This is a genomic window from Yersinia alsatica (assembly GCF_025133195.1).
In the GTDB taxonomy this organism is placed as follows: Bacteria; Pseudomonadota; Gammaproteobacteria; order Enterobacterales; family Enterobacteriaceae; genus Yersinia; species Yersinia alsatica.
Genome location: NZ_CP104006.1, coordinates 33,980 through 49,946 on the forward strand (window position 1 = coordinate 33,980; position 15,967 = coordinate 49,946).

Sequence of the window (15,967 nt, forward strand, 5' to 3'; positions counted from 1 at the left end):
ATGTTATGCTAGCAATAATTCATCGGAAATATAAAAACGCACTAACGACACTGGGGAAGGTATGAATATCGATCATTCAACCAGTCAGCCGCAATCTGTTGCTGAACGGCTGCTTCTGTTACTGAAAACTCGCGGCCCATTGCAGGCCACAGATGCGGGTAAGATTCTGGGGACAACAGGGGAGGCTGCACGCCAACAATTTGTAAAATTAGCCAAAGAAGGGTTAGTTATTGCGGTTGCACAGGCGAAAGGTGTGGGGCGACCGATCCAACTTTGGCAGCTAACCGATAGCGCATATAGCCGTTTTCCTGATGCTCATGGCGAGTTAACGGTTCAGTTATTGCGTATGGTCCGTAGCAAATTAGGTGAAGCAGCACTGAATATGCTGATCGACACCCGTGAGCATGAAACTCGCGAGCAATATTGTTTAGCAATGGAAGGCGCTAAGAGTATTGATGAACGGGTGAAGAGGCTGGTGGCTATTCGGTCGCAAGAGGGCTATATGGCAGAGAGCCACACTCAGACCGATGGGTCGATATTACTGATAGAGAATCATTGCCCCATTTGTGCCGCCGCCACAACCTGCCAAGGTTTTTGTCGAGCAGAATTGGATGTCTTTCGTCAGGTATTACAGGCACCGGTTGAGCGAACTGAGCATATACTTTCTGGCTCCCGGCGTTGTGTATATCGGGTGTCAGTAGAATAAAGAAAGCCATGTATAAGAATTCATCTAGATACATGGCTGGATTGTGAGTTTAAGGTTCATCTTTATATAAAAAACCAAGCTTGAGCTTTACCCTGGCTGATGGTTGAGTGATAACTTCAGAAAATAGCTTTGTTTTTCCTTTTTCTTTCAAATGTCGTGCTAAAGCCATAAAAGCAGCGGTGCTGGCTCCCCTTATTGTTCCTTCTCTTTCCGGGTTAAGTACATAATTGGGTGTGGTTAATGACGCTGCAATTTCAACAGAGCCTGCGCCATAGTCGCTACTTTCGTCATAATCACTATCAGCCATTAATAAGCTAATAATCTGGTGGTTGTAACGCACAATGACCCAGTGATTGTTTGGCTCAATGGGCAGATTTTCAAGGTCAGCCAGCATGCTATAACTCAGTGAAATCCCTGCATGGATAATTTCATCTCTCGGCGTAAGGCACAGTGATGCAGTACTACATCCCGCCTGAGAAGCGCTATCTCGCTCTCTATTGCTTTCTATACGATGTGTTCTATAGATATGATTCCACTCCTCTAATGTTGTGTGTAAATAAGCATGGGCCTCGGCTGTTATAGTACTAATATCGTCAATGATTTGTATTTCAAACTCGCTATCGGATGTTATCCATTCCCCGTTATGTAATACGCGAGGAAAAACTTCTTGATAGACAAAATGAGTTAATAACAATTCATAGTGACCCAGTGGTAATGATTGAGCTTGAGTGGGTGAGGCTACCGGGCGAGTGCTGCTGCTCTGCAACAGATAATTGGCAGCATTCATTTGGGTGCGATTAAAAGCTTGGATGAGTGGTCGGATAATATGGGAGGTATCCTCTTGGGTAATATTCTGTGATTGAATATTGGTTATTAAACGTTCGACTACATCAGGGTACTGCTCTATGGCGGTAGTGGCTATTTGCTGATAATGGGCATCAAATGCAGGAAGTTCAATATTTCCGCTATTGAGAATACCGGTGACCATCTGACGGAAATAATCGGTTGTCCAGACGCGGAGTTGTGAACCAAATAACAGTACAAAATCGGCCATAACCTCGGAAACCCAACGGCCACAATGTAATTTTGATGGCTGTGTTTGGCGTGGATAGCGAGCGGCAAGGATATTTTCTATTGAGGTTTTACAGGCTTTTGCCGCCGCCGGTAAGGTGAGTGCCTGATTATGCAGGTTTGTATCAAGATGGGTTAATACCAAGCTCGGTGGAGGGCGACTCTCTAATGGGGGTCTGGGATTGTGTTCAGGAATGGATAATGGGGTTGCTGTCCCTGCGATAACCAGTGTTTTCCCTACACCATCGTGGTGGGAAAATTCGTTTATTCCCACCAGTTTATCGAGCTGATTACAGCGTCCATGAACCACATAATTATAGATTGCCAGCAGAGGGATACCGATGCAGCCAGCGATCCCCAATGCTCCTCGCTTGTCGCGATGAGAGTGTTTATTGATAGCCATTATCGTTTTATTCAATATTAAAGGGGAGATGTCTTCTGGTGGTAGGCCTTGCTCATTATCGGAAATTCCATTGGTAATATATAACTCTGCGGAATCTTCAGATGAATACTTAGTATTAATCCAAAATGGGGTATTGAGTGGTCTAGTACCCTTAGCTTCAAGATATTGAAGTTGTACTTTATTATTATCTACTTTAAATACTAAAGATAAATTATCCGTATTGTCATTTAATCTCATGTTAATAGGGTTATCATTCTTTGTGATATAAATAAATAGATCTTTCCCAATCACAACAACCTGTGGTGAAGTAATAAACCCTACACTAAAATTACTTTCATTATTGATATCAAAATTCATTAATACAATGTTATTTACATTGCCAAATATAGCAGGGTATTGACTAAAAAAATCCGTTAGCACAATTTTGTTTTCTTTCATGACAACACAGTGTTGCTCACAAAAACTAGGGGAATCAAGAGCCTCGATTGAGCTAATACTTCCGAGCATGTTTATTTTTTCTAGTCCTGCTAAATTGATTGATTCTGTTAAATTATAATGAGGTGAATTAAAGTTGTCGTTTTTATAAATGGTGACTTGTACTCTATTGGGGATACTGATTGAAGCGATTGTATCATTAAAGTGTTTATCCTCTATATTGTAGAGATCTATTTTTTCCGGCGCAAGTAAACAAAAATATTCACCTTGAAAATTATCTTCAGAGTAGAAACATGCCGGAAGGTGCTTTTTTCCTGATAAATGGATTAGTTCCTCTATTGATCTATTAGATAAGTCTACAATAGCATTGATGTTTGCTGAGTATATTATAGTGAATAAAGATAATAATAATTTATTCATATTAACTCCATAATGTATTTAAATATAACTATTTAAAGCTCATCATGTTCAAAGCCCAGTTTTGCTTTCACTCTGGCAGAAGGGTGAGAGATGACATCAGAATGTATGTATTTAACTCCTTTACTTTTAAGATAACTGGCTAACCCATGAACTGCCGCAGTGCCAGCACCACGAATACTCCCTTCCGCCTCAGTATCTATAATAAATTGAGGTTTGGTAAGAAAATTTGCCAGATAATAATGACCTTCTTGCTCTTCATCATTAACTGTATATTTTACCGCCTCTAACATATGGATAATCTCGCCATCAACTTTAACAATGACAAATAAAAAACTAGGCGTTTTATTTTCAAGATGTGTTTTCAGTGAGTCGCTAGCAATGCGCGCAGCATAAATTATTCTGTCACTGGCGGTAATCGGTATTCTGGTTTCTTTATGAGTTTGTTCATCCTGAATTAACATTGCACCATAGGATAGAGAGTAATATTTTTCGTACCATTCATTAATAACGTCAAGGGATGCTGCGTGCAGTTCCCTTTGTTGATCTTCCCCGAAAATAATCTCAACCTGAAAGGCTAATGTGTTAGATGTTTCCCATTCGCCATTTCTACGAATACGCACAGGTTCGGTGCTGGGAATATAGCTATCAAGGGACAGCACATAGTGCCCTAAAGGCAAGTTTTGAGCCGCCGAGGGGGGAGTATTTTCGCCATGGGTGCGTAGATAATAGTGGGCGAGTGCACTCTCTGCATAATGGAATGAACCCGTTATTTGATTGATGGCCTCTGTTCGCCCAAGTTCTCGCACACCTCTTCTAATACCTTGAAGCAAACGGCGCTCGGTTGCCGTATCAATAACTGCATACCCTGTGTTATCTGAATCAATAGCGCTATCCAGCACTCGACGTAAGTGTTCCATGGACCAGTCACGCAAACTGCCGCCAAACAATAAAGTGAAGTCAGCTAATAAACGTGATAGCCAAGAACCGCAGGCCGGCCCATCTACCTGACGAGGAAAGCGGCTGCTAATTAAATTATCCAATGGGATATGACAAGTATTGGCAACCGCGGGGAGGGTTAAGCTTTGTTGGTGCAAGGACGGCAAATCTAACTGGGTTAATACCCATGTATTAGCCGGTTTTTCTGTGAGCGGCTTGGGTTTTAAGGCAGTTGCTGAACCTGCAACCAACTGCATTTTTGCTTTATCTTCACCACTGAAAAATGACTTAATACTGGCCCAGGCTGATTCCACCTGATTACACCGCCCATGTACCACAACATTATAAAGAGCTAAAGGGCCGGACAATAGGCAACCGATGATACCCGCAGTACCCCGTTTTGTTCTATGGTCAGCGCTCATCCTGACCATTAGATGATGGCTCATTATTAAAGGCCCATTGAGAATATTATTATAAATAACCAGATTGGGAAGTGTATTTAGATTTCTGGTTCGTTCTGAGTGGAGAGTAATGGTAGCTGATGGTGTGCCTTTTTGGTGTTGGTTGCTTTCCATATAATTGATTTTTAATTCAGAATTTGACATCTCAAAAATAAATGAAATAGATGTGGTATCTGGATGGAGCGGGTGACTAATTTGTTGACTATCGATGCCACTACTAAGAATATGTATTTCATTATCATCAATAGTAATATCTGCATTGTTCTCTAAATTTAAATTAAACGTGGAGTTACTGTCTATTTCAAAGCTAAACAAGGCTACTTTATTCTGTCGCTCAACATCAATATCCGACGTGTGAAAAATGTCATCTAAAGGAATAACCATTTTACTTAATATTACGCACGATCCTTCACAATTAAGCGAATTATTATTTTTTGCGATAACATCCATTTTGTCGTGATTAATATTAGGATCTATATTATTGACTTGGTATGGGAAAAATTCTTCATCAAAAAATTCTGAATAATTATATGAATGAGAATAATTATTATTTATTGGTGGCGTGATGTAATTAAAACTTCCTTCTGTTTCAGAAAAGGCCAATGATGATGGTAATAAATGTAAAATAGACAATAGTAGAATGAGTTTATTATGCATGATAACCTCGCGTTATATAGGCGACCCTCAGTTAAGGTGAATTTGAGCATCAGTCATTTGATTCCTACTATAGAGAATAGAAAGGAGATAAGTTCTTTAATCAGCCTTTTATTTGTTTTTTATTCTTTTGTAGGATTGATGAGATATATTTTATGAAAGGGATATTAAAATATTTACAGCATAGCTAATAAACCAGAGGAGGAATTAAATCGGACGTAGCCACTGCATAGTTAAAATAAAATTGTTAGTTTCTGCATTATAGCTTCGCTCGACAACGACAAAACCTTGCTTACGATAGAAGTGATAAGCACGGAGGTTTCGTTGATAAACCTCCAGTGTCAGCGCCTTATAATGCTGTTGAGCATGATTCATCAAGAGTTTGCCCACTTCTTTGCCGTGGAAAGAGGGTTCAACAAACAAGGCTCCCACCAGTTGTTCTTCAAGAATACTGATAAACCCAACGATAGCATTATCCGCAGGGGTGGTTGCCGGTGGTTCATTCTGTTGTAAATAAACCCAAGTGCGCGCCGCCGGAAGATAGGTATTCCGCACCAATGGGGCGCTTTCGCGCCAGTATTGTTCAGTAATAAAAGGATGTGCCGCAATCGTGCTAGCCAGCCATAATGGCATTAGTGCTTCCAAATCTTCCGGCTGGGCTGGGCGAATCATTTATCGGCGTTATCCGGATGACAGAAGCAATTGCACATATGGTCATTCACCAGCCCGGTCGCTTGCATAAAGGCGTAGCAAATAGTGGAGCCGATAAATTTAAACCCTTTTTTCTTCAATGCCTTAGACATAGCGTCTGATATCGGTGTTGTCGCAGGGGCTTCGGCCAGACTCCACCAATGATTTACCTTTGGCGTGCCCTCAACAAAGCTCCAGATAAACTCGGAAAAATCTTCACCATTAGCCTCCATAGCCAGATAGGCTTGGGCATTCGTGATGATGGCCTGAATTTTACCGCGATGCCGGATAATCCCGCTGTCCAACACCAGAGTTTCTACCTCTTTAGGTCCCATTTTTGCCACACGTACCGGATCAAAATTATGGAAACACTTGCGGTAGTTTTCGCGTTTTTTCAACACGGTTATCCATGAAAGCCCGGCTTGTTGCCCCTCCAGGCAAAGCATCTCAAACAGCGCCTGATTATCTCTCTGCGGGATGCCCCATTCTTTATCGTGATAAGCAATATAGAGTGGATCTGATGTGACCCAGCCACAACGTTCTATAGCCATCTGACTCATTCCTTTATGCGATGCATGGCATGGGATAATCGCTGTTCGGACGGTGATAAGCAACCGACTCATTCTATATTTGGACAGAAACTTGACGCAGATAATAACTGGTCAATAATTGATCGAATTAGCACGGTTATCTGAATTTATCGAGTTATCTGTTTATATGGGAGTGTATATTATGCAAACTAAGCAAAAAATTCTGCGATATCCCTTAATCTGTGTATTCGGTCTGGGCATCTACCTTGGCTGTGCTCACATTGCCATGGCAGCTCCCCCCATCATCTGGGGCTGTTGGATTGGTTGTCCGAGTCCTTGAATAATATCGGGGAATAACCGTGAAAGGGCATATTGTCGTTAGCAGAATCAGGGCGCATTTCATCAGGTTTTGCTGAAAATATGCTTATTCTCCTTTGATGAGTGCGGTTCTGGTTCTCCCATTTTCGCCCTTTATCAACCCGATTAATCAACAAATTCACTCTGATTCATACATCTTGCCGGATTCTGGCTGTATATCTTACGGTCAACGGGTATACTGACCCATTCCATTTTAATCCACTTGTATCGCGTGCGAATCCAACATGCAAAAGTTTGATACCAAGACCTTTCAGGGCCTGATCCTGACGTTACAGGACTATTGGGCGCGCCAAGGCTGCACCATTGTTCAACCACTGGACATGGAAGTCGGCGCGGGTACCTCCCACCCAATGACCTGCCTGCGCGCACTTGGCCCAGAGCCAATCGCTGCCGCTTATGTACAACCTTCACGTCGTCCGACCGATGGTCGCTACGGTGAGAATCCGAACCGCTTGCAACACTATTATCAGTTCCAAGTGATCATCAAGCCTTCGCCAGACAACATTCAGGAACTGTATTTAGGTTCATTGAAAGAGCTGGGTCTGGACCCAACGATTCACGACATTCGTTTTGTCGAAGATAACTGGGAAAACCCAACATTGGGTGCCTGGGGTCTGGGTTGGGAAGTGTGGCTCAATGGGATGGAAGTGACTCAGTTCACTTACTTCCAGCAAGTGGGCGGTTTGGAATGTAAACCGGTCACCGGCGAGATCACTTATGGTCTGGAACGTTTGGCGATGTACATTCAGGGCGTAGACAGTGTTTATGACCTGATCTGGTGCGACGGCCCACTGGGTAAAACCACCTACGGCGATATTTATCATCAGAATGAAGTGGAGCAATCCACCTATAACTTCGAATATGCCGATGTGGACTTCCTGTTCTCCTGCTTTGAGCAGTATGAGAAAGAAGCTCAGTCGCTACTGGCACTGGAAGTCCCACTGCCGCTGCCAGCTTATGAACGCATTCTGAAAGCGGGCCATACGTTTAACCTGCTGGACGCCCGTAAAGCCATCTCGGTGACCGAGCGTCAGCGCTATATTCTGCGCATTCGTACGCTGACCAAAGCTGTCGCCGAGGCCTATTATGCCTCTCGCGAGGCGCTGGGCTTCCCTATGTGCAAAAAGAATCAGAACTAAGAGGCTGTCATGACTCAACAGACTTTCCTGGTGGAAATCGGCACAGAAGAGTTGCCGCCGAAGGCTCTTCGTTCTCTGGCCGAATCTTTTGCTGCCAACTTCACCGCTGAATTGGATAACGCCAATCTGCCCCATGGTGAGGTGATTTGGTATGCCGCACCACGTCGTTTAGCATTAAAAGTGATGAATTTAAGCGCCGCTCAGGCTGACCGTGAAGTTGAAAAACGCGGCCCGGCGATTGCACAAGCATTTGATGCTGAAGGCAAACCAAGCAAAGCGGCCGAAGGTTGGGCGCGGGGTTGTGGTATTACGGTGGAGCAGGCCGAGCGTCTGGTCACTGATAAAGGTGAATGGCTGCTGTATCGCGCCCATGTAAAAGGGCAATCAGCACAACTTCTACTGGCAGGGATGGTCAATGCTGCACTCAGCAAGCTGCCAATTCCAAAACTGATGCGTTGGGGTGATAAAGAAACCCAATTTGTTCGTCCGGTTCATACCGTGACCCTGTTGCTGGGGAGCGAATTGATTCCTGGCACGGTGCTGGGTATCGATTCAGACCGCGTTATTCGTGGTCACCGCTTTATGGGCGAAGCCGAATTCACTCTCGATAATGCCGATCAGTACCCGCAGGTGTTGCTGGAGCGCGGCAAAGTTATCGCTGATTATGAATTGCGTAAATCCATCATAAAACGTGATGCGGAACTGGCGGCACAGAAGATTGGCGGTATTGCTGATCTGAGTGAAAGCTTACTGGAAGAAGTGGCTTCACTGGTTGAGTGGCCGGTAGTGTTGACGGCTAAGTTTGAAGAGAAATTCCTGGCCGTTCCTGCGGAAGCGCTGGTGTACACCATGAAGGGTGACCAGAAGTATTTCCCGGTTTACGACGCGGCGGGTAATTTGCTGCCCAACTTTATTTTCGTTACCAATATCGAGTCGAAAGATCCTCAGCAGATTATTTCGGGCAATGAGAAGGTTGTGCGCCCACGTCTGGCGGATGCCGAGTTCTTCTTTAACACTGACCGCAAAAAACGTCTGGAAGATAATTTACCGCGTTTGGAAACCGTGCTGTTCCAACAGCAACTGGGCACCCTGCGTGATAAAACTGATCGTATCCAAGCGCTGGCCGGTTGGGTTGCTGCACAAATTGGTGCTGATGTTAACCATGCCACTCGTGCAGGTTTACTCTCCAAGTGCGACCTGATGACCAATATGGTGTTCGAATTCACCGACACCCAAGGTGTGATGGGGATGCACTATGCCCGTCACGATGGTGAAGCTGAAGACGTTGCGGTGGCGCTGAATGAGCAATATCAGCCACGTTTTGCTGGCGATGACTTGCCATCTAATCCGGTGGCCTGTGCATTGGCGATTGCCGATAAAATGGACACGCTGGCAGGCATTTTTGGTATCGGCCAACATCCGAAAGGCGATAAAGACCCATTTGCTCTGCGCCGTGCGGCGTTGGGTGTGCTGCGTATTATCGTCGAGAAGAACTTGCCGCTTGATCTGCAAACGTTGACCGAAGAAGCTGTGCGCCTGTACGGGGCTAAGCTGACTAACGCCAAAGTCGTCGATGAAGTGATTGAGTTCATGCTCGGCCGCTTCCGCGCCTGGTATCAGGATGAAGGTCATAGTGTCGATACTATTCAGGCGGTACTGGCTCGTCGTCCCACTAAACCGGCTGATTTTGATGCCCGGGTGAAAGCGGTGACGTATTTCCGCACCCTGGATGCTGCCGCGGCATTGGCTGCGGCAAACAAACGTGTGTCGAATATTCTGGCTAAATCCACTGATACGCTGAATGATCATGTTCATGCTTCGGTGTTAAAAGAGCCGGCAGAACTGAAATTGGCCACACATTTGGTGGTACTGCGCGATAAGCTGGAACCGGTATTTGCTGCGGGTCAATATCAGGAAGCTCTGGTGGAACTGGCGGCGTTGCGTGAAACAATCGATGAGTTCTTTGAAAGCGTAATGGTAATGGCTGAAGACGATGCTGTGCGGATAAACCGCCTCACATTGTTGAGCAAGTTACGCGAGCTGTTCTTGCAGGTTGCTGATATTTCGCTGTTGCAGTAATCCTGTATTCGGCTAGTCACAGGGGAGCGTATATCGCTCCCCTTAGCTATTCTTATCACTCACACCCAGTGATAAGAATGGGATTTTGTGAAAATAAGTACTTATTACAGGAGTAGCTTCACATGACTTTTGCACTGAATACGACCCGATATTCACGTTGGTTGGCGCCATTACTGGCGTTACTGGTGGTGTTCCAATTGACCGCCTGCGGGGATAAAGAGCCAGAACAACGTAAGGCTTTTATTGATTATCTGCAAAACACAGTGATGCGCAGTGGGATGAAACTGCCAACACTGAGTGAAGATCAAAAGCAGAAGTTTGGCCCTTATGTTAGCGATTACGCGATTTTAGTGACTTTTTCACAGCAACTCGGTAAATCTGTGGATGCCAGCCTGACGCCAGCAATTGCACAAATCAATGAGATTCGTGTGGCGCAAGATTATCTTAATAAGCGCGATGCTTTACAGCAGTCAGCAGGTGCATTGAACCTATTAGTGCAGCAGATTCGTACCGCTAAAACACAGGCCGATACCGCAGTGGCCGCGTTGAAGCAACCCGATGACTTGAAAGTCGTGTTTAATAAAGTCTTCGATAATGTGGTGACTCAGCCGACCAATGTATTGATCCCGGCAGTTCCGGTGGTTTCTGCCTTTGTGCAGGACTTGGCGCAGGTTGGAGATTTCCTGCAACAGCAGGGCACTCAGGTCACCTTCAATAATGGTGGCGTTCAATTCCAGACCGCACAGCAAGCTGCACAATATAACGCGATGATGGCAAACCTAGTCGCCAAGTATCCGGCGATGATGGCAGCACAGAAAAGTGTCATGAGTGTTATGCAGTAATTTGTTTACACTCTGAGTACGATGTTTTGATGATGGGGGCCTATTGGGCCCCTTTTGCTATCTGGCGTTTGTGCTGGTATCACTTACCCGCCCTATGACCTACCGCTATGATGCCCCTCGGCTACTTATATGATGCCCCTCGGCTACTTAAATGTGCTTTTATTAGCAAAACTCTGCCTTAAAACCAAGAAATCGAGTGTTTCATTTACCATTGTTGTTTTATTACACATTTGCCAAGTGACTTGCCCAGTCGTAGACATTAGGTCGATGAATGTCTCATATCCCCTCTGCGAGCAAAAATAACTTGTGACTTATGTCACATTTTAAAAACAAACTTACCACCTAAAAATGTGATATCAATCACGTTAAATGCGGTTTTTAGCTTAAAAATTATCCTCTGTGGCTTTCTTACACTTCAATAGTGTGATCTTCGTCAACAAATCCACCCCTATGGTGGGGGTTTTAATGTGATATGTATCACATTGAAGGGGTGAGCTACGCGTGAGTAAAAGAGCATGCTAAAGTTTGTTTTGCATACAGCGTGTTTGTATTCGATAACACCGGCGGGTTTTGCAGAACTGCCTCAACAAAACAATTATATCGCGCTCTTATTGCTAGCGCGTACCAATAGGGGTGTTTTATGTTTTCACCAGACGCAAAGGTCAGAATTCAAAATTTTGGCCGATTCCTCAGTAACATGGTTATGCCCAATATCGGCGCGTTTATCGCCTGGGGTATTATTACCGCACTGTTTATTCCAACGGGTTGGCTGCCAAATGAAACGCTAGCCAAGCTGGTTGGCCCGATGATCACTTACCTGCTTCCACTACTGATCGGTTTTACCGGTGGTCGTTTAGTCGGTGGCGATCGTGGTGGTGTGGTGGGTGCTATCACCACCATGGGGGTTATCGTTGGTGCGGATATGCCAATGTTCCTCGGTGCGATGATTGCAGGCCCATTAGGTGGCTGGGCAATCAAGCGCTTTGACCGTTGGGTTGACGGTAAAATCAAAAGCGGCTTTGAGATGCTGGTTAACAACTTCTCAGCCGGCATTATCGGTATGCTGTTGGCGATTTTGGCCTTTATGGCGATTGGCCCATTGGTAGAAGTGCTGTCTAAAGTGTTGGCCGCTGGCGTGCATGTCATGGTGCGGAATAACCTGCTGCCATTGACGTCTATCTTTGTTGAACCGGCTAAAATCCTGTTCCTGAATAACGCCATTAACCACGGTATCTTCTCACCTCTGGGTATCCAGCAGGCGACAGAAACCGGTAAGTCTATCTTCTTCCTGATCGAAGCTAACCCAGGTCCAGGTTTGGGCGTGTTGATGGCTTATATGTTCTTCGGCCGAGGCAACGCCAAGCAGTCTGCTGGCGGCGCGGCTATCATCCACTTCTTCGGTGGTATCCACGAAATCTATTTCCCATACGTTCTGATGAACCCACGCTTATTGCTGGCGGTCATTCTGGGCGGTATGACTGGCGTGTTCACACTGACTGTGCTGAATGGCGGTCTGGTATCTCCAGCTTCTCCTGGTTCTATCTTGGCAGTATTGGCGATGACACCTAAAGGTGCCTATTTCGCTAACATTGCTGCTGTTGCCGCAGCCTTTGCCGTGTCCTTCGTGGTGTCAGCTATCTTGCTGAAAACCTCTAAAGTCAAAGACGAAGATGAAGATAACCTGGAAGACGCAACTCGTCGTATGCAGGATATGAAAGCGCAATCTAAAGGCGCACAAGCCGCCAATGCCGCAGCTGCTGCTGGCGACTTGAGCACGGTGCGTAAAATTATCGTTGCTTGTGATGCGGGCATGGGTTCCAGCGCAATGGGTGCCGGTGTGTTGCGCAAGAAAGTACAAGATGCGGGTCTGAAGTATATCTCGGTCACTAACTGTGCCATTAACAACTTGCCGGAAGATGTCGACTTAGTTATCACGCACCGTGATTTAACTGAGCGAGCGATGCGCCATGCACCGCAGGCACAGCATATCTCACTGACTAACTTCCTCGACAGTCAGCTGTATAGCAACCTGACGGCACGTCTGGTTGAAGCTAGCGATGCTGCGACGAAAGCTCAGAAAGTGATTGAAAAATTGGATGATAGCTTTGAACCCTCAGAAGCCAATCTATTCCGACTGGGCGCCGAGAATATCTTCCTCAATCAACATGCTACAGCCAAAGAGCAAGCTATTCGCTTTGCGGGTGAGCAGTTGGTGAAAGGGGGCTATGTCGAGCCAGAATATGTTGAAGCGATGTTAGAACGTGAAAAACTGACCTCCACTTATTTGGGCGAATCTATTGCTGTACCCCATGGTACGATTGAAGCGAAAGACCGCGTGCTGAAAACCGGTGTTGTGTTCTGCCAATACCCAGACGGCGTGCGCTTTGGCGAAGAAGAAGACGAAGTGGCGCGTTTGGTTATTGGTATTGCCGCCCGTAATAATGAGCACATTCAGGTCATTACTAGCCTGACAAATGCGCTGGATGATGACTCTGTCATTGAACGTTTAAGTAAAACAACCAGCGTACAAGAAGTTCTGGATTTACTGGGCGGTAAAAAGTCATAACTGAATAGCGAAATGTGTTATCCGGTGCTGCCGGATAACCACCGCAACCTGAATAGGGCCGTTGGGAGTAAACGGCCCTTTTACAGCAAAAGGTAACGAATATGAAAGCATTGCATTTTGGCGCAGGTAATATTGGCCGGGGATTCATTGGTAAACTTCTTGCTGATGCCGGTGCGCAACTGACTTTCGCCGATGTTAACCAACCCCTGTTGGATGAGCTAAACAAGCGTAAGAGTTATCCGGTTAATATTGTTGGCGAACAAGCGCGTGTTGAAGAAGTGAAGAATGTTAGCGCCGTCAACAGTGGTAGCCCGGAAGTGATCGAGCTGATTGCGCAAGCGGATATTGTCACCACCGCCGTTGGCCCACAAATTCTGGCCCGCATCGCCGGTACTGTGGCACAAGGTCTGATTGCCCGCCATCAACAAGGCAACACCCGCCCACTGAATATTATTGCTTGTGAGAATATGGTGCGTGGCACCAGCCAGTTGAAACAGCATGTTTTTGCCGCTTTACCCGAAAGCGAACAGGCGTGGGTTGAGCAACATGTTGGTTTTGTTGATTCTGCAGTAGACCGCATTGTGCCGCCGTCAGAAGCAGGCAGCACCGATATTCTGGCCGTAACGGTAGAAACCTTCAGCGAGTGGATTGTCGATGGCACCCAGTTTAAAGGGCTGCCACCAGAAATCGCCGGTATGGAACTCACGGACAACTTGATGGCCTTCGTGGAGCGCAAACTCTTCACATTGAACACTGGCCATGCCATTACAGCCTATTTGGGTCAGCTTGCCGGTCATCAGACCATTCGTGACGCTATTCTGGATCCTGCTATACGCCAGGTTGTGAAAGGCGCAATGGAAGAAAGTGGTGCGGTGCTGATTAAACGTTATGCTTTTGAACCACAAAAACATGCCGCTTATATCAATAAAATCCTCTCCCGCTTTGAAAACCCTTACCTACACGATGATGTGGAGCGCGTTGGCCGTCAGCCACTGCGTAAACTGAGTGCCGGTGACCGTTTGATCAAACCGCTGTTAGGGACACTGGAATATCAGTTACCACACGATAATTTGGTCACAGGTATTGCCGCCGCGATGAGTTATCGTAGTGAACAGGACCCACAAGCACAGGAACTGGTTGAATTGTTGGCAAAGTTAGGGCCGAAAGCTGCGTTAGCGCAAATTTCAGGTCTGCCTGCTGATAGTGAGGTTGTCGAACAGGCGGTGAGTGTGTATAACGCCATGCAGGACAAGCTGACGCACTGATTCCGTTAAGAACCAAGCCGGTTGCGTTAGGTGATAAATACCGTGCCACATTGCACGGTATTTATCCTTTAGTAGCCTCATATCCAGTGACAAACGATGATTGAAAAAACACAGGCCTTTGAGAATCGGGTACTAGAACATCTGAACGCGGGTAAGACCGTTCGGAGTTTCTTGATGGCTGCTGTCGAATTATTGGCAGAAGCGCTCAATATTCTCGTAGTGCAGGTTTTTCGTAAAGATGACTACGCGGTGAAATATGCTGTGGAGCCATTGCTGGTCGGGGATGGGCCGCTAGGGGAATTATCCGTCAGGTTGAAGCTGGTTTATGCCCTCGGCGTTATTACCCGGCATGAATATGAAGATGCGGAGCTACTGATGGCGCTGCGCGAAGAGCTGAACCATGATGGCACCGAGTATCGCTTTACTGATGACGAAATCCTCGGGCCATTTGGCGAATTACATTGTGTTGCTGAGCTGCCACCAGTGCCGACATTCTTGCGTCCAGATGAAGCCGATGCTTCGCTGATTGCCATGCAACGCCAGCGTTATCAGCAAATGGTGCGCTCAACTATGGTGCTCTCGATTACTGAATTGCTCTCCCGCATCAGTCAAAAACAAGTTTCTAAGCTCTCACCCCTTGGTCACGCCTGATTTAAGCAAGTAAGACACTTAGCCATTCGTCCACTAGCAGCCACAATGCGGTGATTGCCATCAAGCCGCCCATCACGCCATTGAATAACCGCAACTTCCAATTAACGCGCAGTGCATGACGCAATTGGTCGCCCATCACCGCCCAAACCGCGACACAAGGCAAATTCAATAAGGCAAAGCCAGTCATAATCAGCAAGGTATGGCTCAGTGTTGCCCCTTCACGTGGTGTGAATAAAATGGCGACATTCATTGCCATCAGCCAGGCTTTTGGGTTAACCGCTTGAAATAATGCCCCCTGAATAAATCCCATTGGTCGCTCGCTATCTCGCGCATTGGGGGTGCCAGAATTAAAAATCTTCCAAGATAACCACAATAAATAGCCCCCCCCCAGCGTCACCAGAGGGAGGCGAATAATACCCACCCAACTAAGAATCAATGCCAGCAGTGTGGTGGTTAGTGCGCACTGTAATGCACAACCAAAGGTAATCCCCAACATCATCGGCAAGGTTCGGCGCAAACCAAAATTGACGCCGGAGGCGGCTAACAGCAGGTTATTCGGGCCGGGAGTGATCGACATAACGGTGACGTAACTGATAAAAGCACTGTCCAGCATGGGGAATTCCTCTGTACCCTTCGTTCTTGAAACCGCAGGGGTGTTAGCTACACTCACTTACCCGCATCACTTACTTGAATAAGCTCATCGGGATTTGTTCGTTTGCTGCCTACCTGCAATTCCAATGA

Annotated in this window: 12 protein-coding genes; 7 read left to right on the forward strand and 5 right to left on the reverse strand. The window is 46.1% G+C overall.

Annotation, left to right across the window (positions count from 1 at the left end; translation table 11 throughout):
- Positions 1–61 precede the first annotated feature (61 nt).
- The gene (locus N0H69_RS00150) at positions 62–706 is read left to right on the forward strand and encodes a helix-turn-helix transcriptional regulator (RefSeq protein WP_050109251.1); all 645 of its coding nucleotides are present in this window, start codon (positions 62–64) and stop codon (positions 704–706) included.
- A gap of 49 nt (positions 707–755) precedes the next feature.
- On the opposite strand, the gene N0H69_RS00155 is transcribed toward N0H69_RS00150, so the two are convergent.
- The 4 genes from N0H69_RS00155 to N0H69_RS00170 form a co-directional block, all read right to left on the reverse strand.
- Positions 756–3,035: a peptidase inhibitor family I36 protein gene (locus N0H69_RS00155; RefSeq protein WP_072077636.1), complete on the reverse strand. Its 2,280-nt coding sequence runs from the start codon at positions 3,033–3,035 to the stop codon at positions 756–758.
- Between the two features lie 32 nt (positions 3,036–3,067).
- Complete coding sequence (locus N0H69_RS00160; protein ID WP_050151863.1) at positions 3,068–5,089, reverse strand: GNAT family N-acetyltransferase; 2,022 nt, start codon at positions 5,087–5,089, stop codon at positions 3,068–3,070.
- A gap of 204 nt (positions 5,090–5,293) precedes the next feature.
- Positions 5,294–5,758, reverse strand: a complete 465-nt coding sequence (locus N0H69_RS00165) for an N-acetyltransferase (protein WP_050123831.1) — start codon at positions 5,756–5,758, stop codon at positions 5,294–5,296.
- Positions 5,755–6,327 (reverse strand): DNA-3-methyladenine glycosylase I, encoded by a 573-nt coding sequence (locus tag N0H69_RS00170; RefSeq protein ID WP_050123830.1) that lies wholly within the window; start codon positions 6,325–6,327, stop codon positions 5,755–5,757. The genes N0H69_RS00165 and N0H69_RS00170 overlap by 4 nt, the downstream gene beginning before the upstream one ends.
- A 581-nt stretch (positions 6,328–6,908) precedes the next feature.
- On the opposite strand from N0H69_RS00170, the gene glyQ reads away from it, so the two are divergent.
- The 6 genes from glyQ (at position 6,909) to N0H69_RS00200 (ending at position 15,226) form a co-directional block, all read left to right on the forward strand.
- Positions 6,909–7,823, forward strand: a complete 915-nt coding sequence (glyQ, locus tag N0H69_RS00175) for a glycine--tRNA ligase subunit alpha (protein ID WP_050099397.1) — start codon at positions 6,909–6,911, stop codon at positions 7,821–7,823.
- 9 nt (positions 7,824–7,832) lie between these two features.
- Positions 7,833–9,902 (forward strand): glycine--tRNA ligase subunit beta, encoded by a 2,070-nt coding sequence (glyS, locus tag N0H69_RS00180; protein ID WP_050109247.1) that lies wholly within the window; start codon positions 7,833–7,835, stop codon positions 9,900–9,902.
- A gap of 122 nt (positions 9,903–10,024) precedes the next feature.
- A complete protein-coding gene (locus N0H69_RS00185; protein ID WP_050109246.1) occupies positions 10,025–10,744 on the forward strand; it encodes a DUF3053 domain-containing protein in 720 nt (239 codons plus the stop codon).
- A 640-nt stretch (positions 10,745–11,384) separates the two neighbouring features.
- Positions 11,385–13,310, forward strand: coding sequence for a PTS mannitol transporter subunit IICBA (locus tag N0H69_RS00190; RefSeq protein ID WP_050109245.1), 1,926 nt, complete (start codon positions 11,385–11,387; stop codon positions 13,308–13,310).
- 101 nt (positions 13,311–13,411) lie between these two features.
- Positions 13,412–14,575, forward strand: coding sequence for a mannitol-1-phosphate 5-dehydrogenase (locus tag N0H69_RS00195; RefSeq protein WP_050151865.1), 1,164 nt, complete (start codon positions 13,412–13,414; stop codon positions 14,573–14,575).
- A 96-nt stretch (positions 14,576–14,671) separates the two neighbouring features.
- Entirely contained in the window at positions 14,672–15,226 is a 555-nt protein-coding gene (locus N0H69_RS00200; RefSeq protein WP_019212698.1) for an MltR family transcriptional regulator, read from the forward strand.
- A 1-nt stretch (position 15,227) separates the two neighbouring features.
- On the opposite strand, the gene N0H69_RS00205 is transcribed toward N0H69_RS00200, so the two are convergent.
- Positions 15,228–15,839: a LysE family translocator gene (locus tag N0H69_RS00205; RefSeq protein WP_050151867.1), complete on the reverse strand. Its 612-nt coding sequence runs from the start codon at positions 15,837–15,839 to the stop codon at positions 15,228–15,230.
- Between the last annotated feature and the right edge of the window lie 128 nt (positions 15,840–15,967).

Bases quoted from the DNA above. Each gene is read 5' to 3' on its own strand.
- N0H69_RS00150 (WP_050109251.1), top strand. From the start codon at position 62: ATGAATATCGATCATTCAACCAGTCAGCCGCAATCTGTTGCTGAACGG.
- N0H69_RS00155 (WP_072077636.1), bottom strand. From the start codon at position 3,035: ATGAATAAATTATTATTATCTTTATTCACTATAATATACTCAGCAAAC.
- N0H69_RS00160 (WP_050151863.1), bottom strand. From the start codon at position 5,089: ATGCATAATAAACTCATTCTACTATTGTCTATTTTACATTTATTACCA.
- N0H69_RS00165 (WP_050123831.1), bottom strand. From the start codon at position 5,758: ATGATTCGCCCAGCCCAGCCGGAAGATTTGGAAGCACTAATGCCATTA.
- N0H69_RS00170 (WP_050123830.1), bottom strand. From the start codon at position 6,327: ATGGCTATAGAACGTTGTGGCTGGGTCACATCAGATCCACTCTATATT.
- glyQ (WP_050099397.1), top strand. From the start codon at position 6,909: ATGCAAAAGTTTGATACCAAGACCTTTCAGGGCCTGATCCTGACGTTA.
- glyS (WP_050109247.1), top strand. From the start codon at position 7,833: ATGACTCAACAGACTTTCCTGGTGGAAATCGGCACAGAAGAGTTGCCG.
- N0H69_RS00185 (WP_050109246.1), top strand. From the start codon at position 10,025: ATGACTTTTGCACTGAATACGACCCGATATTCACGTTGGTTGGCGCCA.
- N0H69_RS00190 (WP_050109245.1), top strand. From the start codon at position 11,385: ATGTTTTCACCAGACGCAAAGGTCAGAATTCAAAATTTTGGCCGATTC.
- N0H69_RS00195 (WP_050151865.1), top strand. From the start codon at position 13,412: ATGAAAGCATTGCATTTTGGCGCAGGTAATATTGGCCGGGGATTCATT.
- N0H69_RS00200 (WP_019212698.1), top strand. From the start codon at position 14,672: ATGATTGAAAAAACACAGGCCTTTGAGAATCGGGTACTAGAACATCTG.
- N0H69_RS00205 (WP_050151867.1), bottom strand. From the start codon at position 15,839: ATGCTGGACAGTGCTTTTATCAGTTACGTCACCGTTATGTCGATCACT.